This is a genomic window from Lapidilactobacillus wuchangensis (assembly GCF_003946645.1).
Taxonomy (GTDB): Bacteria; Bacillota; Bacilli; order Lactobacillales; family Lactobacillaceae; genus Lapidilactobacillus; species Lapidilactobacillus wuchangensis.
Genome location: NZ_RHOU01000005.1, coordinates 11,447 through 30,956 on the forward strand (window position 1 = coordinate 11,447; position 19,510 = coordinate 30,956).

General features: G+C 37.0%; 28 protein-coding genes. 19 read left to right on the plus strand and 9 right to left on the minus strand.

The window, feature by feature from the left end; genetic code table 11:
• Positions 1–138 precede the first annotated feature (138 nt).
• The 4 genes from EKM82_RS05355 to EKM82_RS05370 all read right to left on the minus strand — a co-directional run bounded on the left by EKM82_RS05355 (position 139) and on the right by EKM82_RS05370 (position 5,879).
• The gene (locus tag EKM82_RS05355) at positions 139–1,353 is read right to left on the minus strand and encodes a tyrosine-type recombinase/integrase (protein WP_125767288.1); all 1,215 of its coding nucleotides are present in this window, start codon (positions 1,351–1,353) and stop codon (positions 139–141) included.
• Between the two features lie 168 nt (positions 1,354–1,521).
• Positions 1,522–2,763, minus strand: coding sequence for a DNA cytosine methyltransferase (locus EKM82_RS05360; RefSeq protein WP_125767289.1), 1,242 nt, complete (start codon positions 2,761–2,763; stop codon positions 1,522–1,524).
• 51 nt (positions 2,764–2,814) lie between these two features.
• Complete coding sequence (locus EKM82_RS05365; protein ID WP_125767290.1) at positions 2,815–4,998, minus strand: ATP-binding protein; 2,184 nt, start codon at positions 4,996–4,998, stop codon at positions 2,815–2,817.
• Positions 4,999–5,102: 104 nt separating this feature from the next.
• The gene (locus tag EKM82_RS05370) at positions 5,103–5,879 is read right to left on the minus strand and encodes a helix-turn-helix domain-containing protein (protein WP_125767291.1); all 777 of its coding nucleotides are present in this window, start codon (positions 5,877–5,879) and stop codon (positions 5,103–5,105) included.
• 135 nt (positions 5,880–6,014) lie between these two features.
• Here EKM82_RS05370 and EKM82_RS05375 point away from each other — a divergent pair, with 135 nt between their 5' ends.
• Both EKM82_RS05375 and EKM82_RS05380 read left to right on the plus strand, forming a co-directional pair.
• A complete protein-coding gene (locus tag EKM82_RS05375; protein WP_225419667.1) occupies positions 6,015–6,287 on the plus strand; it encodes an XRE family transcriptional regulator in 273 nt (90 codons plus the stop codon).
• The gene (locus tag EKM82_RS05380) at positions 6,284–6,484 is read left to right on the plus strand and encodes a hypothetical protein (protein ID WP_125767292.1); all 201 of its coding nucleotides are present in this window, start codon (positions 6,284–6,286) and stop codon (positions 6,482–6,484) included. The genes EKM82_RS05375 and EKM82_RS05380 overlap by 4 nt, the downstream gene beginning before the upstream one ends.
• Here EKM82_RS05380 and EKM82_RS05385 read toward each other — a convergent pair.
• From EKM82_RS05385 to EKM82_RS05395, 3 genes are all read right to left on the minus strand, one after another.
• Entirely contained in the window at positions 6,477–6,788 is a 312-nt protein-coding gene (locus EKM82_RS05385) for a hypothetical protein (protein ID WP_125767293.1), read from the minus strand. The genes EKM82_RS05380 and EKM82_RS05385 overlap by 8 nt on opposite strands.
• A gap of 170 nt (positions 6,789–6,958) precedes the next feature.
• Positions 6,959–7,312 (minus strand): hypothetical protein, encoded by a 354-nt coding sequence (locus tag EKM82_RS05390; protein ID WP_125767294.1) that lies wholly within the window; start codon positions 7,310–7,312, stop codon positions 6,959–6,961.
• A 272-nt stretch (positions 7,313–7,584) separates the two neighbouring features.
• Positions 7,585–8,052: a hypothetical protein gene (locus EKM82_RS05395; RefSeq protein WP_125767295.1), complete on the minus strand. Its 468-nt coding sequence runs from the start codon at positions 8,050–8,052 to the stop codon at positions 7,585–7,587.
• A 72-nt stretch (positions 8,053–8,124) separates the two neighbouring features.
• Between EKM82_RS05395 and EKM82_RS05400 the strand changes: the two genes are divergently transcribed.
• From EKM82_RS05400 to EKM82_RS05445, 10 genes are all read left to right on the plus strand, one after another.
• Positions 8,125–8,346, plus strand: a complete 222-nt coding sequence (locus EKM82_RS05400; RefSeq protein ID WP_125767296.1) for a hypothetical protein — start codon at positions 8,125–8,127, stop codon at positions 8,344–8,346.
• Between the two features lie 169 nt (positions 8,347–8,515).
• Positions 8,516–8,695, plus strand: coding sequence for a hypothetical protein (locus EKM82_RS05405; protein WP_125767297.1), 180 nt, complete (start codon positions 8,516–8,518; stop codon positions 8,693–8,695).
• 17 nt (positions 8,696–8,712) lie between these two features.
• Positions 8,713–8,961, plus strand: coding sequence for a hypothetical protein (locus EKM82_RS05410; RefSeq protein ID WP_125767298.1), 249 nt, complete (start codon positions 8,713–8,715; stop codon positions 8,959–8,961).
• A gap of 149 nt (positions 8,962–9,110) precedes the next feature.
• Positions 9,111–9,953, plus strand: coding sequence for a rolling circle replication-associated protein (locus tag EKM82_RS05415; protein WP_225419668.1), 843 nt, complete (start codon positions 9,111–9,113; stop codon positions 9,951–9,953).
• The gene (locus tag EKM82_RS05420; protein ID WP_125767300.1) at positions 9,953–10,180 is read left to right on the plus strand and encodes a hypothetical protein; all 228 of its coding nucleotides are present in this window, start codon (positions 9,953–9,955) and stop codon (positions 10,178–10,180) included. The genes EKM82_RS05415 and EKM82_RS05420 overlap by 1 nt, the downstream gene beginning before the upstream one ends.
• An 11-nt stretch (positions 10,181–10,191) precedes the next feature.
• Positions 10,192–10,731, plus strand: a complete 540-nt coding sequence (gene ssb, locus EKM82_RS05425) for a single-stranded DNA-binding protein (RefSeq protein WP_125767301.1) — start codon at positions 10,192–10,194, stop codon at positions 10,729–10,731.
• A 15-nt stretch (positions 10,732–10,746) separates the two neighbouring features.
• Positions 10,747–11,037 carry a hypothetical protein gene (locus tag EKM82_RS05430; RefSeq protein WP_125767302.1) on the plus strand — a complete coding sequence of 97 codons (291 nt, stop codon included), beginning with the start codon at positions 10,747–10,749 and terminating at the stop codon, positions 11,035–11,037.
• Complete coding sequence (locus EKM82_RS05435; protein ID WP_125767303.1) at positions 11,030–11,413, plus strand: hypothetical protein; 384 nt, start codon at positions 11,030–11,032, stop codon at positions 11,411–11,413. The genes EKM82_RS05430 and EKM82_RS05435 overlap by 8 nt, the downstream gene beginning before the upstream one ends.
• Positions 11,410–11,721 carry a hypothetical protein gene (locus tag EKM82_RS05440; RefSeq protein WP_125767304.1) on the plus strand — a complete coding sequence of 104 codons (312 nt, stop codon included), beginning with the start codon at positions 11,410–11,412 and terminating at the stop codon, positions 11,719–11,721. Before EKM82_RS05435 ends, EKM82_RS05440 begins: the two co-directional genes overlap by 4 nt.
• 100 nt (positions 11,722–11,821) lie before the next feature.
• Positions 11,822–12,229, plus strand: coding sequence for a transcriptional regulator (locus tag EKM82_RS05445; protein WP_125767305.1), 408 nt, complete (start codon positions 11,822–11,824; stop codon positions 12,227–12,229).
• A gap of 246 nt (positions 12,230–12,475) precedes the next feature.
• Here the strand turns inward: EKM82_RS05445 and EKM82_RS05450 are convergent, their stop codons facing one another.
• Both EKM82_RS05450 and EKM82_RS05455 read right to left on the minus strand, forming a co-directional pair.
• Positions 12,476–12,868: a type II toxin-antitoxin system HicB family antitoxin gene (locus tag EKM82_RS05450; RefSeq protein ID WP_125767306.1), complete on the minus strand. Its 393-nt coding sequence runs from the start codon at positions 12,866–12,868 to the stop codon at positions 12,476–12,478.
• A gap of 56 nt (positions 12,869–12,924) precedes the next feature.
• Entirely contained in the window at positions 12,925–13,098 is a 174-nt protein-coding gene (locus EKM82_RS05455) for a type II toxin-antitoxin system HicA family toxin (protein ID WP_125767307.1), read from the minus strand.
• Positions 13,099–13,246: 148 nt separating this feature from the next.
• Here EKM82_RS05455 and EKM82_RS05460 point away from each other — a divergent pair, with 148 nt between their 5' ends.
• The 7 genes from EKM82_RS05460 to EKM82_RS05490 all read left to right on the plus strand — a co-directional run bounded on the left by EKM82_RS05460 (position 13,247) and on the right by EKM82_RS05490 (position 19,488).
• Positions 13,247–13,723, plus strand: coding sequence for an HNH endonuclease (locus tag EKM82_RS05460; RefSeq protein ID WP_225419669.1), 477 nt, complete (start codon positions 13,247–13,249; stop codon positions 13,721–13,723).
• 89 nt (positions 13,724–13,812) lie between these two features.
• Complete coding sequence (locus tag EKM82_RS05465) at positions 13,813–14,292, plus strand: phage terminase small subunit P27 family (protein WP_125767309.1); 480 nt, start codon at positions 13,813–13,815, stop codon at positions 14,290–14,292.
• A gap of 133 nt (positions 14,293–14,425) precedes the next feature.
• Positions 14,426–16,183, plus strand: a complete 1,758-nt coding sequence (locus EKM82_RS05470; RefSeq protein WP_225419670.1) for a terminase TerL endonuclease subunit — start codon at positions 14,426–14,428, stop codon at positions 16,181–16,183.
• A gap of 4 nt (positions 16,184–16,187) precedes the next feature.
• Positions 16,188–16,388: a DUF1056 family protein gene (locus tag EKM82_RS05475; protein WP_164508126.1), complete on the plus strand. Its 201-nt coding sequence runs from the start codon at positions 16,188–16,190 to the stop codon at positions 16,386–16,388.
• A complete protein-coding gene (locus EKM82_RS05480; RefSeq protein ID WP_125767312.1) occupies positions 16,388–17,560 on the plus strand; it encodes a phage portal protein in 1,173 nt (390 codons plus the stop codon). The genes EKM82_RS05475 and EKM82_RS05480 overlap by 1 nt, the downstream gene beginning before the upstream one ends.
• Positions 17,547–18,245, plus strand: coding sequence for a head maturation protease, ClpP-related (locus EKM82_RS05485; protein ID WP_125767313.1), 699 nt, complete (start codon positions 17,547–17,549; stop codon positions 18,243–18,245). The genes EKM82_RS05480 and EKM82_RS05485 overlap by 14 nt, the downstream gene beginning before the upstream one ends.
• Positions 18,246–18,249: 4 nt before the next feature.
• Positions 18,250–19,488, plus strand: coding sequence for a phage major capsid protein (locus EKM82_RS05490; RefSeq protein ID WP_125767314.1), 1,239 nt, complete (start codon positions 18,250–18,252; stop codon positions 19,486–19,488).
• Positions 19,489–19,510 lie beyond the last annotated feature (22 nt).

Below are 19,510 nucleotides of genomic sequence, written 5' to 3' on the forward strand. Positions count from 1 at the left end.
GATAACAGGAATGGTACAAATGCTTACAGTAGTAAGTGTTTGTGCCATTTTTGTTTGGCAGGAATATCAATAATACATACAGAAAATGTGGCAAATGTGGCACGTATGTGGCAAGCCAAAGTCAATTTTATTCAAAAACTATTCAATTGCTTGGTTAATTATGTTGGAATAAATGACCTCGGCGTTGTTAATTCCGACGTTAGTAGGGTGAACATATTGTTTAGCAGTGAAGTTACTATCGGCGTGACCAAGGATCGCGGCCAAGTCAACCATATTGGCGCCAGCTTCACTTGCTAAAGTTGCCTTAGTGTGACGTAAACCGTGAATGGTGATACGTCTTATACCTTTAGCTTCGCATAGGTCAACCATCCAATCACGAGGCGTATTTTCGCTTAGGGGCATATCAGGATGGTTACGGTTAGTAAAGATTAATGTGTCGGGTGAGATAGCAGGGCGACCATACTCGTTCAGCCATTTGGCCTGATTAATGTGCCAATTATTTAGAGCAACTTTAGCGACCTCATCAAGAGCGATTGTACGGTTACCTGCTTTACTTTTAGTGCCGCCAATATAAACACCCTCTTCACCGCGCTTCTCTGCGTGAGCGATGATTATTTGGCCATTTTTAAAGTCAATATTCTTCCACCGCATAGCAATAGCCTCACCACGACGCATGCCAGTTGTTAAAACAAGAAATAGATACGCTCTAGCCATTGACCAATCATGATTGATACTCGTATCCTCGTTTGTAATTGAGTTTAACGCCTTGATAAAATCAATTAACTCAGTACGTTCATAATAATTTTTAGTAACGACTGGGATAAATTCTTTCTTCTTACGTGGGGGCTCAACACTATCAAACGGATTGCTAGGCATAAATTTCATCCGTACTGCAAATCTAAACATCATTTCGGCATAAGCTGTTACTTTGCGATAGCTGGACATTTTCTTAGCTAAGCTACTCATCCATTGTTGGCACGTTAATATTTCAATTTCTTTGATATACATTTTGCCAAATTTGGGCAAGATATGATTTCTAAATATTCGCTTAGTTTTTAAGGCGGTACTATCTTCCAAGTCACTAACATATATTGGCCACCAAAGATCATACACTTGTTGGACTGTGTAACCGCGTTTACGTTGGACTTGCTTTTCAACTGACTCTTTCTTTTTGTGAGTACCATGTTTTAACTCGTACTTAGCATCATCAAACGCGGTTTTGGCAGCCGTCTTTGTTTTAAAGCCATTGAGGGATGTGTCAATACGTTTACCTGTGTGTGGATCTAGACCAAGATAGCCCTTAACTTTCCAAAGAGATTTTCCATCTTGTGTTTTATAACTTTCTATTTTCATTTTATATTTCTCCTTTATTCTTGCTTGCACGCGCTGAATTTAGAGAAAATCAGGCATCACCTCCTTAAATTGTGTTAAAATTATGTATACAAATAGCGTAGCGTATTGCTATGCTGATTTGTCAGTTGACGTATCCCAAACTTTGGTCGGTGAGGGGATACGTCTTTTTTATTTGTAAAGATTTAGAATTGCTTTAGAAAATTTATGTGAGAGATACGGTGGCACAGCGTTACCAATTTGTTTAAAAGCACTGGTACGTGAAGTTTCAAAGTAGAAATTATCAGGAAAAGTTTGAATTCTGGCCGCCTCACGGACAGTAATGGAACGATTCTGCTTTACATCAGGATGAATATAATAGTGACCGTCTTTGCAAATATGAGCGACTAGTGTATGTGATACAGCATTACTGTCTAGTGCCTTATATCTGTCTAAGAATGAGTGCTTATTCTTATGAGTCTGGTACTTTTTATCCAATTCATTATAGTGTAAATTAATACCCTTATTTTTTGCGTCGGCAATTAACTTATAAATTTCCAAATCATTTGGTTGATTAGGACGAGCAATGTTTTGAGTTAGGGGAACTTCAGCAGTCTTTCGAATATTAGCTTGGACAAATTTACTTGGCTTTCTATTACTATATGAATTGACCTCTTGTCCACTATGCAATTCTGGAAGATCCTGGAATAGTTCTCCAACTGTATTAGGTGTTTCATGCAGTGTGTTGAGCTCTTTAAAGAACTCAGAAGGTTCAATAGACCCGTCTGTCCCAAAAATAATTAAACGTTCACGCTTTTGCGGTACACCGTATTTTGAAGAATCAATGATTTGCTTTTCAAGATGATAACCAGCTTCATTGAATTCACTAATCATTTTTGGAAGTAATGGTTCATCAAACTGATCTTTAAACGATAATAGGCCCTTAACGTTCTCGAAGATAAAGAATTTAGGGCGATATTTCTTCAAGAATTCAATGTAATAGCGATATAAATAGATACGTTCATCCGAATCTTTCTTACTTTTGTTACGAGCTCTACCAACAGTTGAATATGCCTGGCATGGTGGCCCACCAATAATACCATCAATGTTTTTGATATTATTTTTAGCAATTTCATCATCAATTGTTGAAAAAATACCTGCAATAGTATCAGAGTTTATTTCTTGGTTCAGTGTTTTATTTTGTTGATCTAAGGGGATGTTACTGAATAGTTGATCATGATTAATTTTCTTGGTCAAATATTGGCAGTATAAGTCTAGTTTATTATTATTCTTTAGATAATAGTAAGCATCGCGTAGTTTGAGCGTTTCTGCTGCTGCAATATCCATCTCAACGTGATTGAGAATGTTAAATTCATTTGTTCTAAATCCCTCAGTAAGCCCGCCGGCTCCCGAAAACAGATCGATTATGTTCATTGTGATTCACCTCTTAGACCAGGATATCAGGTTAGAAGATAAAAGTAAACTTTATCTTTTAGGGGAAGAACTCTCGCCTTTCAGCACATTAATGAAACCCTCCGATAACTCTAAAAAAAGAATGGTATTCTTTGCAAGGTCCTTAATACGACTCTCTGTTAATGATGCTGGATTATGTGCGCCAGAATGTCCTATTTTTAATTGATCCCCGAAAGTTATGCCATCACTCATTGGGATAAAAGCACGGAAAAAGTTATCTTTCCTATCACTGTTGGTTAGGCCCAGTTCGTTTGAAATTTTATTTTGTAGTTCTTTATCTCCCCTAACTTGACTGATTAGGCTATCAATAGCTTGAAAGCCACTTCCCAGACTTTTGTTTTGAAACTTGTTTGCTTCACTATTCTCCGGTCGAAGTCTTTCTTCAATTTCAACATCTGTAATTGACCTCATGGCCGCGCTAATTACATAATTAAAACTTGTGTCGTTTGAAACCCATAGGGCGTTTAGTTGCATCATGATGGTCCGAAAGAAGTCATTAGTTTCATTCGATTGAAGTTTAAAGTACTTACCGTTCTTCAAAGGGAAAAGCTCTGATTTTGAAGTTTTACCGTTTTTTTCAAAACGAAGTATAAAGGTATCAGACCAATTTCCTTTGGGGTATTTAACAACAATACATGTTGATTGAGGAACATCACGTTCAGATAATTGACCGTTTAACACCTCATTTCCTTCCGATTCATAAAAAGTAAAGTCGCTCGAGTCCAGTCTTTCACCTGAACTTGAATGTGACCTTTCTAAGTCAATATAGTCGAGTAGGTTAACTGATTTAAAACAAGGGATTGGTTTCGCAATTTTTGAACGCCTCAGTTTTATCTGGAAAGGCAATGTGTGACCACTTTCTGTTGGTTTAATTGAAGAAGTGAAGGATGGCCCATTGGTTTCTTTACTTGTCTTTTGAGCAATTTCTTTTGTGGATGTACCGACGTCAGGCTGTGTGGACATAACGGTCTTAGGTTTCAAAGCAATTTTTTCAAGTTTCGCTTTCACTTGTGATCGCTCTAAATTAACTTGGACTATAAATTCGTTAATAAGATTTTTAAATTCCTCAAAGGATTTTTTAGTCGTTTGTAAGCCCTCACGATTAGTTTTTTCTGTTAAATATTGACTTGAACTATTTGCAAGGACGATTTGTCCGGCAGATCGGGTATTTGATATTTTTTTTGAGTTATTTCGTGCTGCGTTCTCTAGTGCTAGCCAATCCTCGAGTCCGTAACCAAATAGTTTAAAGTTATTTCGGTAAATATTTATTCCTGCATCGTACGATAAAAAATCCTTGGTGATTTTACTAGGTGTAACAGAGCTGTTTTCGTATTGAAGTTGAAGATTGGACGGCTCATAAAAGTTAAATAATTTAAAGGTGATATCACCAATTTTGCGTAGCTCAGCTTGTTGCTTTTTAATATAATTTTTTATTTTGGAGAGAGTTTCATTGTAACCAATAATATCTGTCATTGTTTCTTTTTCGTCTAGTATTTTTGCGTATGCTAAATGTTTCAGGGTAAAAGACTGCTCATCCCAAGTTAGGTTAAATGTTGACTCAAGTGTTGCGTACCTCGTTGCTTCGCTAAAGCTCATAAGGTTAGTCGAATCTTTTTCGGAGTCAGGTGAAAGAATATTAATTTCAAAGTTTGTATCATCCAATAAAAGATTCGTTAGATTTTTTCTTAGCTCATCTATGTGGATAACCTCTGGTAGTATGTCTTTGATTGTCAAAATAGTACCGTTTTTTTTATTGCTACTAAACGTTAAGACATGAATATTGGCATTTTCAACACTGGTAGCGGTTTCTAATTCAGATTTTAGTAGTTTAAAGTGAGTTTCTATCCCAGTGGAAATGGTATGTACTTCGATGCTATTTCCTAGAGCAAATAAAGTGAAACGCCCGATTCCTTTACCACCGAGTAAACTAGGATTGTTAGTTTTAAAATTAGTTCCGGCCCTAAACCAAGTTTCACTAATGTCTTCTGGTTTAATTCCTTCACCATCATCTGAAATGGTAATCTGTTCAGGAAATTGCGATAAATCAATTGTGATTTCAGAGGCTTTAGCATCCTTAGCGTTTTTAATTTGTTCAGCAAAAACGATTGAAAGGTTCTCAGTTAGATTACTTCCTAAGAGTTCTGTCAGAACGTTAGGGGCCACTGAAAAGTTTCTTGTTGATATCTCTGGTGCCATTGTCTATTCCTCCAACCCAGACCCAAAGTCTGCTATAATATTTTTGTACTGAATTACTACCCAAAGACACTGTGCCCGCAGTGCCTTTTTATTTACATAAATATTTAGAGAATAACAATTCCGTGAATTTCAAATTCATCATCCTTAGTTATTTCAATTGGCTCATATTTTGGATTAAGTGAAATTAATTCGCACTTATTATCTTGACACCAAAATTTCTTTACATAAGCTTTTCCATTCAAGTAGCCTATAATAATTTGGCCACTGTAAGCCTCGGTAGCACTCTTTACAAAAATAATCTGCTGATCAGCAAAAAGTGGTTCCATTGAATCACCGTTAACTAATAAAGCATAGTCATGTGCTGGGACGTGGCCATGATAAGAAACAACATTATGCTCCTCATCCATTAAGACTTCACCGACGCCGGCACTAGCGGCACCATAGATAGTTACATCAGTATATGTATTACTATCTTCATTGATATGATCAACAAGATTAATTACACCATCTTGCTCCTTCAGCTGATTCTGAGCGTAAGTATAGACTTTGTGCTTACGATTCTGATCTAATTGCCTAATTATTAGAATGTGATCCGATTCTTCGGAAGATATTTCAGATGGTTTAACGTTTGATTGTTCTAGTTCTTGATTATTAATATCTGATGATGAATTATTATTGTTTGACCAACCCATTAAGAATTGCGGAGTGGTATGAAGAATTTTTGCTATTTCTGAAATAACTGAAATTGGAACTTTATCTATATCGCCATTTTCATAGCGAAAAATTGTTGATCGAGAGACGCCTAATTTATCGGCTATTAGGTCTGCACTAATATGAAGTACTTTGCGTCTCTGCTTAATTCTTTCTCCTACTGTGGTCATAAGATAACGCACCTCCAACAAAGTTAATTATAGTAATATAGTTGCAAAAATGCAACAAGAAAAGTAGCAATATTGCGATTTTTATATTGACAAGTAATTATGAATGTTGTAAATTGTATTTGTTGAGTCGCAATAATGCTACAAAATCAAGGAGATGATGAATTGGTTGACGTTGATAAATTGAAGAAAATAATTAACGAGCGATCATCACAGGAGATAGTTGCAAAAAAAATCGGTGTTGACCGAAGCACTTTTTATAGAAAGTTAAAAAAGGGTGGCAATTTCAAGGTGAGGGAAGTTCAGCAATTAGTCAGCGTAATTCCTTTGACTGATGATGAAGCAATTTCCATTTTTTTTAAACCTAAAGTCGCAAAAACGCTACTTAATAAAGGTGGTGAAAAGGGATGAATGAATTGCTTGCAACTATTAATAAAGCAATTGACTGCTACTTGATTGATTTACAAAGTAATAAAAAAACCTTTGCAGACGTAAGCAGAGAATTACATCAACAAAGGTTTGATCATAGCAAAAGTGATTTAGAGATTGCAGTTTTAAACGAGCTACAAATCAGAAATCAAGCTAACGCTATGAAGAAAATCATTTAGTTTCTATTCGAACAACGTTATTGCTTGAATAGATTGTTTTCGGATCATCATGAGTAAAGAAAAAGAAGTAATTTGCTAAGATTTCCGTAAACGCGGGGATAAGTCCTTCTTCCGCATGACGCCAAAGTTCAAACGGTCCGTTATAGCCGGTTGTTTTGGGAAAATTATAAAGGTATGCAGTTGCTTCTTGCTCAGTCATATCAACTGGTACCTTGTCATTTTTTCTGGGCCTAATACCAAACAACAATTCATTTTCATGTAACTCGATTTTTGATCCATCACTAAAGAATACTAATGTTTGCAATTTATTCACCTCCTTTTGGCTTGATTATCTCACTTGGAGGTTGAAAACAAAATAGTGGAAAGGTGGTGAATAGGGATGAATAAAGAACGAATAATACATTCAATTATTATTTCAATTTTTTGCGGAGTAGTAGGAGGAATAATTGGAGCCGCCGTCATACTTGTACCTTATTATTTTAGCTTCAAGTAGGCGGCTAACCAGCCAAGAGCAAATCCAACTATGGTTCCTATAATTCCAGAAATAACGGATGAGCTTAACGGAAACCAAAAATTATTTTTCTTGTCGATTTGCTTGGATTTTTGCTCTAGTTCTAATTCATTCTCACCATCGGCAGTTAAAAATATTCTTTTGATAGTTGTTCCATATTGACCGTTGGATGTTTCAATTTCTGTTTCTAGGTCAATTAATTTTAGGTCATAAAGCTTTCGTAATTGTTCATTGTTATTGAAATAATCATTGTTGATTGGGATGTTATGTTCTTTAACATCATTTAGTAGTTTTAGTTGAGTATCGGATAAGTTCATTGTGATCGCCCCTTTAATATAAGTATCTCACTTATAGATTGAGAGCGAAATACCAGAAAGGTGGTGAATAGGGATGAGCGATAAAAGGATGAGTATGTTTCTTAAAGATTATGTTATGGAACCAGTTGCAAATAAATCAATTGATGATGAGTTTAATTTTCCAGTCTCAGAACTAGGAATGGAAATTGTTGAATTGATTAATAAAAAAAAGCCCACATATGTAGCAGCATATGCAAGCTTGCAATGGGCCTATGATTGTTTGAAATATCAGTCTAATTTTGTACAAGTCCCAGATACTCGTATTCTTCCTTCACAAAATGAGGAAGAATAAAAGTTTTTCTCCCATTAAATAGAGAAAAAGCCAGATGAGTTGGCTTGTATGATTCATATTCCGAAATTGGTAATGGGTCGTTTCCATAGGCAACATTATTGTTTATGAAATTAACTCGAATAAATTCACTAAGAGCTTCTGCAGGGCTAAGATTAGTCCCTAACTCAAATTTATCATGTAATTCTTCGATTGTACTATAAAAAAGAATTGGTAAAGTTCCAAAAGTTTTAATTGAACCTACGTGATCTTTATTCGAGGCACTAAAGAAACTCAGCGTATTATCCGAATTTTCTCTAAAAAAATTAACGGTGAATTCGTTCTTACCATCAGAATACCATGGTGTTGCATCAATTTCGTTATGCTTAATTACAAATTCAATTAATTGCATTTGGGTAATGGATAGTTTCATTTTTATCACCTCCTTCAAAGCGATTATCTCACTTGGTGGTAAAAAACAAAATAGTTGAAAGAAATGAGAAACATGACTGAAGAAGCATTAAAAGAAATACGGTTAATTTTCCGTGATGAATTACTTCATGCGAATGCTCGCTGGCTTGATACCAAAGCAGCTATCGCATATGTGAATGGTGTTCGAGCCTTACAGCACTTACGTGAATCAGGATTATCTCATTCAAGAGTTGGCGGCAAGCTTCTATATGACCGTCAAGAAATAGATCGATTACTCGAAAAAATGAAAAAATAAAAAATGCTTGCACGCGTTGAAATTAGAGTAATCAGAATACGAGGAATGAAAATGTTAGTTCTTGATACAGTATCCGTATTATTTACAGCAATAATTGCAATCCCAGTCGGTTACATAATTGCAAAGATTGATTGGCACCATTTAAAAAAATATTTTGGTTAGGTGAATTATGAAGCACTTGGATTTAGCAACATTAGAAACAGTCATGGCATCAATTGATAACTTAGCAAAAACTCAGCGAATTAAAACGGACAGTGGTGCCTTAAAAGGCGTCTTAGCTGCTTGGGATGAAGTTGAAGGATTAGCTAATGAAGAAAAAGAATTGAGACGTCAAGAATACGCTAGATAAGTAAGGAGGAACTATTTATGAAGGCACAACAAAAATTATCATTATCAATTAATGGCGAGTATGTCAGTTTGATCTTGCCCGAATTACAAATGGCACTTTGGAATAAATTTCAATTACGAGTCAAGTTTGAAAATGGCAATTTTCCTAGTGATCCAGTTCAAAAGATTCAGCTCTTATTTATGGGCACAAGCGATCTTGCTAAAAAGGTCAAAGAATTCATTGAAACTGATTACGAATTGTATCACGAAGAAACTAATGAAAAGTAAAAAAATGACAAAAAAATAGCCGTTGCCAAGGCAACGACCATCCATAACTCTTCCAAGATTCAGTATACACCTGTTGTGGATTTGGTCAATAGAAAGCTTGTTCTGCAAGCTTTTTCTTTCGCCCCGGTAACGACTGATGCGAGCTTGTATTGGGTATTAACGTTAGCACGAAACTAAGGCAAGGAATTGAAATCATGTTATTTTACAGGGAAAAGAAGATTGATACTGGATCGTATAGAGAAGTGGATATCATACCGAGGACTTCAGCAGCAGAAGAAGTAGCCAAGCGTGGAACTCGTTCGAAGAAGAAAAAGGTTAGTCGTCCACAACAGCAATCTTTGAATGAGAAGAACTCTAAAAGATATTTGCTTGAGTTAGCTAATGGCAATTTTGGTGAAGGTGATTTGCATGTGACTTGCACTTATTCAGATGAATTTTTACCGAAGACTGTCAAAGATGCTGAACGTGAGATAAACAACTATTTACGTAGAATTTCCTACCGAAGAAAAAAGCTTGGTTTAGATCCATTGAAATATATTTTAGTAACTGAGTATAAGTTAAGCGATGAAGGTTTCACCAAACGAATTCATCATCACATCATTATGTCTGCTGGATTGAATCGGGATGAGGTTGAGTCGATTTGGTCAAAGCGTGGCCAAATGCTTGGTTTTGTAAATGCTGATCGAATTCAAACTGGTAAGGATGGTTTGGAAGCATTAACACGTTATCTAACAAAAGACCCACAAGGTAGAAAACGTTGGACTTCATCCAGAAATCTTGTTCGACCTGTTGAGCGAACAAATGATTACAAGTACCGAATTTCCAAAATTGAGAGTTTGGCCAAACAGGTAGATAAATCATGGCAGTATTTTGACGAAAAATATCCTAAGTATGAAATTACCAAGATTGAGTCAGTCTTTTACGAGGACACTGGCTGGCACATTTATTTGCGCATGTGGAAAAAAGAAAAACCGCGAGGAGATATTAATTAATGAAAATGGAAGATAAAGATAAGTTGGCTTATTTGAATGAAGACCAAAAAGTCTATTTGCGGCTAGTTAGAAAGTCATTACCAATGCATGATTTTGATATGCAGCGGACTTTGGTTTATTTGGCCAAACATGGGGATGTTATCAAACCGTTTGAGCGTGAGGCAACTAATAATTTATCAGGGTTTCAAAAGAATCAAGTTTTATGTGAGTTACTTTTGCCATATTAGGGGATGAGGAATTGATCAACAGTGTTGTTTTAATTGGACGACTGACTAAAGATATTGAACTGAAATATACGGTCAGTGGCATTGCAGTGGCGACTTTTATACTGGCCGTCAATCGTCAATTTACGAATGCCCAAGGTGAGCGTGAAGCTGACTTTATTCAGTGTGTTCTTTGGCGTAAGGCGGCGGAGAACTTTGCCAAATTTACACACAAGGGATCATTAGTAGGCATTAATGGCCGGTTTCAGACTAGAAATTATGAGAATAATCAGGGCAATCGTATTTATGTATCTGAAGTGATGGTTGAAAACTTCAGTTTATTAGAACCCAAAAATAGTAGTGCTAATAATCAACTAGCAAATCAGCAAAATAATGTGGCCAATTCGACCGATTCTACAAGTAATCAATTCAGAAATCCTTATCGGGATGAATCTGAGCAGGCCAATAAATCAGCCTCAAAAAGTGATACTGGAAATCTTTTTGAAAAGCAAGACGATCCATGGGCCGCTGGTTCTGAACCGATTGATATTTCTGATGATGATTTACCATTTTAGGGAGGTAGTAGACAAATGACATTACATGATAGTTGGAAAGGTGGTTTCACCTTAAATTTTAGTGGCGATTCAATGTTTGATGAGGAGTGGCTACTAGATGAGCGCAATAAAGAACCAGATGAATTACATTTTATGGGCTATGATGCCAATTTATATCCGTTACCGAATCTTTCTAAAATTCCATCACAGCATCGGCAAGAAGTAATTAATCAAGCATTATCTCGATTTAGAAAAGTGAATGCAGATGTTTGGTTAGACGATTGTCAAATCAAGAATAGGGTCAAGGAAAGTGCGATTGATGATTAAGACGGATAGAGTACCAGATATTACAGCCTCGCCCTATGAAGATGAAAATCTCTTTACCTATCAGGAAAAGCAATGTGATCGTTTTTGGTGGCAGATTTTAAGTAAAGAAATTCATTTTGCTGTTTATTATAAAATTAAAAATAAAGGGTCAATGATTCTGAAATATCGCTATACAAAGAGTCCGAGATATCATATGCTATTTCAGCTAACAAGCTATGACACCAATGAACTACCAATCAGTCATTTTGACATTACCAGAAGTATTCTTGATGGCAATCTTTTACACGAGTCTGAAGAGATTATGATGAGAATGCCTTATAGCGATAATTTCTTAACTTATTATGTAAAACTCTATTTACCGGAGGAAAATAAATGACAAAAATTGCTTGGCATTGTGCGACACAGAAAGACTTGACCGATTTGACAAAAAAATTAACTCAAAGGGACTTCATTATGTTTGGTGGTGTTCTACCTACTACATTAGTGATGGATAGAGAGTTCAAACTAGGAAAACGGACAATGAAGCTTCATACCGATATGGTAATCAATAATACTATGGGACTTGAGAATATTCTTTCCACAAGTCGCATGGATGAATGGGTGAAACATAAAGGTGATCCAGATTACGATTGCTATACAGTTGTCGAATTTGTGGCTGGAGATAATCCGGAAACATCACATTAAGGTCATATAGTTATTGTTTAAGTAAATAACATAAAAAAGCCCGCACTAGGCGGACTACTCAACAACTTATCAAAACTTATTATATCATGGGAGTGGTCTCTTGGAGCGAGTAATATTTAATCATATCGTAAGTATTTTACGTGACTATCCTTATATTGATAGTTATGTGAAAGACCGCGAGGATGAACTAATGCATCCTTGGAAGGAATCAGATAGGAATGTTGGCGGCGGGCGTTCTAATATTCCTGGTAAGCCAGTTGAAGCAATGGCAATTACGATTGCAGATGATCGCCGCTTATCGAACTTAGAAAGAAATAAAAAGATTGTAACAAGATGTTTGGAAAGTTCCGATAGTTCGACCCAAACAATCATTCATGAGTTGTATATTAAGCAGCACCCAACACTAACAATTCAAGGTGTGGCCAACAAAGTGAGCCTCTCATTATCGGCAGTAAAAAAACGGCGTGAGCATTTCTTTGAAGATGTTAGGCAACAATTAGGCTGGTAAGTAGAAGTGTCCAAATTGTATCCTAATTGGCTATAGTAAGGGACTATTATTGTATTGTTGATAGTTGAGACGTGAGTTGGTGTTTACAAACATCTTGGTTCGATTCCAAGACGCGTTTTAGCCATGCGATGACCTCCTTTAAAAAATAAATCTAATTGCCTTAGTTTTAACAGCGAGCGTGGCAAGTGACGGTAAAACTTCATCTCATTATTGGGATGAAGTTTTTTATACATAAAAAAGCTAGGCTTAAACACCTAGCTTTTCCTTTAATGCTTCAGTTAAAGTTGCACTGAAATTAATACCTTGCTTATTTCCTAGTTCATTTAAGTAATTCGGAATGGTCAAGGTTTTCTTTATCACACTGTTATCGTGGCGCCGTTGATAGTCTGATACGTTGACTCTAACAAAGCTGGCTGATTGATTAGTGTTAACAGCCGGAAGTGAGTCATCATCAGCTGGTAAATCGCTTTCTAGACTAAAAGTGCCGATATAATCTTCTGCCATTTCTAAAGCGTCAGCAACAGATTTACCCTCAGTCAAACCATCAAGAGCGGGAATGCTAACAGTATAGGGATAATTTTCATCATTATCTTTGGTTAATATTACGGCGTAAACAACGATCTTATCTTTGGTTTTCATAATAAAACTCCTTTTCAAAATAAGTTAGTGCAAAGATTGGATAACAAAGCAAGGGCTCATTTGAGCCCGTGCTTTTTGATTAGTGCTTTGGCAAGTGATTCTTTGATTTCAGGATGTCGGGGAATTTGTTCTTTAAGTTTTCCGTTTGTCCAAATATCATGATTACCACCGTGGTTTAACAAGTACCAACCAGCTTTTTTAAACTTCTTTTCCAACTTGAACCTTTGCATTTCTAACTCCTTTCCCTTACCACACTTATTATAATACACGTATTTAATACATATGTCAACGTATTTAATACGTATGATTAAACTTTTTTAGTTAGGAAGTGCTGCCTTGCCAAGGGTTCACAGATGTCGGGCAATGGGTTGCCATGTGATGGTTCAGTGGCCAGCTCATTATTGTCAGCAACATAAATCATTAGAAGTTAAGTTAGAACAACGTGACCGCAGTTTTTATAATCATGTCACGAGAAATAGAACTGTTAGTAAGCGTGAGCAGTATCAGTTTTATAAAACAAGACTGTGGCGCTCGTTGCGTCTGTCAATTCTTGCTAGGGACTTACACTTATGTCAGTACTGCAAAGCCATGGGAGTTATCACAGTGGGCAATACTGTGGACCATGTAGTGCCGTTTGAAGTTAAGACTGAATGGAAAGACAAAGAGGACAATTTGCTAACGTGTTGCCCTGATTGTCATAAATTTAAGACACGTTGGGAACAAAGTTACTATGGCACAGGCCAAGGCAATGCTATCAGGGATGTTGAGCCAGTGACCGACGTAAAACGGGTAGCAAGTATTATTTTTGGAATGAAATCAGCTAAAAATGATTTTGATACCCCCCCTCAAAGCTAATCTAAGGGGAGCCACACCGAGCTGTAGTCTCGTAAGTTTTGCCAATTTTGAATTTTTTTACCCCGGGGGGTGTTAGAAAATGAAGGGAGGTGGGTGCAATTGTAAAAAAGTCATTCAAAGACCAAGACAATGGGATGTTACCAAAACGCCCACCGTCTTATTTAGGAAAAATCGCGGCGGCAATGTGGCGGAAAGTTGTTCCCGTTTTAGAGAGTCAATCAGCAGTTCAGCGAATTGATGCCAACTTAGTGGAAACTTACTGCAGTGCGTATGAAATTTATCGTGAGTCTTATCAGTCTATCAAAGAAGATGGCATTCAAACTGAAATTTATGTCAGCCTGCAAAATAATAAAGGCGAAATTGTTGGTAGTGAATTTAGAGGTTACAAAAAGAATCCAGCTACTGGAATTTTTAACGATGCTAGCAAGCAATTGACTCTGATTGGGACTCAATTAGGATTGTCACCTAAGAGCCGCGCCGAATTAACTAATCTTAGAGGCGTAAAGACTAAGAATAGTTCGGGTAACGTTAAGCAAATGAATGCTGAAAAGGCTAAGTTCTTTGGTTAGGTGGTGAGATACGATAGATAAAATAGATTTAACTCAGTCAAAAGATGTTATTGGCGCTTTTAAGTCACAGGATTACAGTCAAATTTTAAAGAAATATGATGATCCAGGTACTCAATATGCTTTAAGCGTACTAATGGGCAAGCAAATTGCTGGTTATAAAATGCAACTGGCCTGTTTTCGTCACTTGCAAGACTTGCGCCGAGTTGAAAATAAACTTGATAATTTTAAATATGAGTATGACTTGAAAAAGGTCGATTCTATTTTAAACTTTGCTGCTGTTTGTCCTGATGTTGATGCTGGTGAGCCGTTACCTTTAATGCCATGGCAAAAGTTTATGCTGCTTCAAGTCATTGCTTGGCGGGATCAATACAACAATAAGCGATTTACCGAAGGCTATATTAGTGTTGGCCGTAAGCAAGGTAAAACATATTTGATGGCGATTATTAGTTCATACTCCTTTTTTGTTGAAGGATATGGGCTGTTTAATCAAGATTATTTATTGGCGTCTAATACCGCCGACCAAAGCACTAAATTATTTAGTTATGTTTCGTTTATGATGCAATATTTGATTGACACAAATGATTTCTTTGGCCAAATTGCACTTGATGAAAATATTGAGGTTCAAGCCAATCGTGTTATTGCTAAGAATCAAGTTAATAGGCTAGTAAAAATCTCCAATGAGTCTGGTAAGTATGATAGTTATCACTTTACGAATGCTATTTATGACGAATCTGGGGATGAAAAAGCTGGTAAATATACTTCAAGAATTATTACTGGTCAAGCTGATGTTAAAAATCATCAATTTTTAAAGATTTCAACTGCTTATGAGTTTCTAAATACAGAATTTTATAATGATATTAAGCGCAGCGTTGAGAATATGGAACGCGATTATGACCGTACTTCGGAAAATGAACTTTGTTTGGTTTGGAGTCAGGATAATGAAAATGAGGTTTATCAACCTGAAACTTGGGTTAAATCTAATCCATTAATGGATTTGCCGGGTAAAAAAGCAAAAAAGACGAGTGATCTGATCACACTTCGCGACACAATGATTAACAAGGGCAAGCTTAATGAGTTTCAAAATAAGAATATGAATATCTATTTGCAGGTAAATACGGATAGCTATTTGAAGTTGAATGATGTTGAGAAAGCAATAATCCCAAAATTTACGTTAGCAGCGCGTCCGGTTTATATCGGGTTTGACTATTCTTTATTTAGCGACAATACGGCCTTGGCCTTTTTATTCCCGTATCTTGACGGTGATAAAAGAAGATGGTTCATTTATCAACATTCCTTTATTCCATGGCAAAAGGCCGGTTCAATTGACGCTAAAGAGAAACAGGATGGTATTAATTATCGTGAATTGGAGAAGCAAGGCTATTGTTCGATTACACGGCACCCACAAGGAATTATTAATGGTGATCAGGTCTATAGCTGGTTAACTAATTTTGTTGAGGATAATCAACTGGACGTTTTGTGCTTCGGCTATGATGCCATGGGAGCAACCACATTTACAAAGCGCCTCGAGCAAAACACAGAATGGAATATTTTACCGGTTAAACAGCGGACTGGTGAGCTTAAAGATCCAACTAAGTTTCTACAAACCGGATTTATTGAGGGCTCGATAAAAAGATTTGACGATAAGATTATGGAAAAGGCCTTATTAAACGCCCAAATTTATGAAGATAAAGTTGGTATTCAAGTTGATAAGGCCAAGGCCACTCTAAAGATTGATGTTGTTGATGCCTTAATTGATGCATTATATCAGGGGATGTACCATTTTGAAGATTTTGCTGAAGTAAACGATCCGTCCAAACAGGTTGAGCGAATGTCAGCTGAGCAAGTAGCTGAATATATTAAGTCAGGAAAATTTGGGTTTGGAGGTGATTAAACTGGTGAAACAAGTAAATAAAGCAATAAAAGTGTTGGTGAGTTATCTGCCAACACTTTTATTTTTGGCCGGAATTTTGGCACTAGTCATTAGTGTATGGTTATGGAAACCGATTGTTGGTGGCCTTGCCTTGGGCGTTGCCTTAATTGTTTTAGGGTTAATGTGGGATCGTGCTGCTGACTTGAAGCAGAAAGGGGGTGATTAATGATGTTATTTCGCCCTGCTACGCGCCTTAATAGTTTGTCACTTGATAGTGGTGATGAAATTGACTTTACTGATCCACGAATTGTTGATTTTTTACATGCCAATGATTATACAAGTGCTGATGAAGCATTGAAGAATAGTGATTTGTATGCATTGGTGGCCAGAGTGTCAGCGGATGTGGCGACGTCACAATTTATGGCTAATATGCCACGTGCTCAGACACTTTTAGATAATCCGACACCAACGGCTAACAAACATGCTTTCTGGCAGTCAGTAGCTGCCCAATTGTTATTAGATGGCAATGCTTACGCTTATATGTGGCGGAATGTGAATGGTATTGTGGCGAGATTGGAATATTTAAGACCTTCTCAGGTATCAGCGTTTTTATTGGATGACGGTTCTGGACTAACCTACAACATTACATTTGATGAGCCCTCAATTGGTATTCTTAATAATGTGCCGCAAGGAGATGTCCTGCACTTTCGACTATTATCGACTAATGGTGGCAAAACTGGTCGAAGTCCACTACTTTCGTTACAAAATGAATTAAATATTAAGCACAATAGCAATAAATTGACGTTAGAAGCACTTGGTAAAGCAATCATGCCTAATGGTATTTTGCATATTAAGGGTATGGGTTTACTTGATAATAAACGAAAAATCGCTTTGTCCAAGGGATTTGAGAAACAAGCAAATGGTTCTAGTGGCCCAGTAGTCCTAGATGACCTTTCAACTTATGATCCACTAGAAATTAAATCTGATGTTTCCAGTCTATTGTCATCAACCGATTGGACTTCACGACAAATTGCTAAAGTTTATGGCATTCCTGACAGTTATTTAAATGGGCAAGGTGATCAGCAGTCAAGTATTGTCATGATTGGCGAATATTATGCCAACGCACTGCATCAATACACAGCTGCAGTTGAATCTGAATTAACTCAGAAATTGAATGTGACGGTTTCAATCGACTTGATGCCTGCAATTGACCAAGACTTAAGTTCATATGCAGCTACCGTCGGTGATGCGGCCTCTAAGAAAGTTATCACTACAGAGCAAGCCAATTTCATGCTACGAAAGAAAGGCTTCATTCCATCGGATGCGCCTGATTATGATCAAGGGCAACTTGCTAGTACAACTTTGAAAGGTGGTGATAATAAAGATGACAGTAATTAATATTAAAGGTGATGTAGTTGACAATTTAACTGGTCAAATCTATTCTTATTTACAAATTCCTGCGGTTTATCCAGCAACGGTTCAGCAAGGTTTGACTGATGCGAATGGGGATGACGTGACTTTACAAATTGCTAGTAATGGTGGTGATGTTTTCGCTGCCAGTGAAATTTATACGATGCTACGCCAGTATAGTGGCAAGGTTAATGTTGAAATTCAGGGTCTAGCGGCGTCAGCAGCTTCGGTAATTGCAATGGCCGGCGATAATATCAAAATGGCGCCGACAGCGTTATTGATGATTCATCGGGCTTGGTCAGTGTCACAAGGTAATACTGATGATATGCAACATGAAGCTGCAGTTCTCAACAAAATCGACCAATCAATTGTTGGTGTTTACGAAGCAAAAACGGGGATGGATGAACAGAAACTACTTGATTTGATGACTCAAGAAACTTGGTTAACAGCAGATGATGCAACCAAACAAGGATTTGCTGATGAAATCATGTTTGTTGATGAAAACAAACCCCAGGTGCTTAACAGTGTTAGCCCGGTTGCTAGTAAGAACGCTGTTAATAAATTATTAAATTTAATCAATAAAGCCAGTTCTTCGGAGAAGAATTCAACTCATAAACATGAGAAGAATCTTCAACAAAGTAAACTGGCTATTTTAATGTCAAAAAAGGAGTAATGAAATGAACAATATTAACAAAATTAATGATGCTTGGATTGCATCAGGACAAAAGGTATCTGATTTAAATGCCAAACTAAATGCCGCTGTTTTAGATGACAAATTTGACGAAAAAACATTCACGGAAATGAAGAACCAACGTGATCAAGAAAAGGCTCATCGTGACGCACTTAAAGACCAACTCGATGAAGCACGAGCTCAAGATGTTTTGGCAATGGATGATAAGGATAAAAAGCCACTGACGCCAGTTGAGAAAAATCTTAAAGATAAGTTTGTTTCTAACTTTAAGGCCATGATGCGTGGCGATGCTAAAGTTTTAAATTTAGCCACTTCTTCAACAGATGCTGAAGGCAATGCTATTGGTTTAGTCATTCCTTCAGATATTCAGACGGCTATTCACACTTTAGTTCGCCAAATGGCCAGTTTGGAACAATATGTAAACGTCGAAAACGTGACGACAGCAAACGGTTCTCGTGTGTATGAAAAAATGTCAACAATTACGCCACTTACTGCGCTTGATGACGAAGATGCTGAAATTAAGGATAATGATGATCCTAAATTACAGTTGGTTAAGTATGTTATTAAACGGTTCGCTGGGATCACAACGGCCACTAATTCGTTATTGAAAGATACAACTGAAAACATTCTAGCTTGGTTGGAAGGTTGGATTGCAAAAAAGGTAGTCGTTACTCGTAATAGCGAAATTACTAAGGTGCTTAATAATGCTCCCAAGAAGGCCTCAATCAAGAGCTTTGATGATGTGAAGGACTTGAACTTAAACGGCGTTGATCCTGCTATTGCCGCGACATCATTTTATTTAACAAATCAAACTGGTTACAGCATTTTGTCAAAGGTCAAAGATGCTATGGGTCGTTATATTATGCAGCCAACAATTGCAGATCCCACCATTAAGCAAATCGATGGTAAACAAGTACTGTGTATCGCCGATCGTTGGTTAGCCGATCCTGCTAAGGATACACACCCGCTTTACTTTGGTGATTTAAAGCAGGCTATTACATTGTTTGACCGGGAACAGATGTCAATTTTAGTAACTAATATTGGCGCCGGTGCGTTTGAAAAAGACCAAACAAAAGTTCGAGTAATTGATCGCTTTGACGTTCAACCAACCGATACTGATGCAGTTGCGGTTGGTTCGTTCAGCACTATTGCTGACCAAAAAGCTAATTTTGCTGCTGCAGCAGCTACTACGGACGCAACTACGACTGATACAACAAAAGCCTAGATTAAATAATAGTCGCTAATAA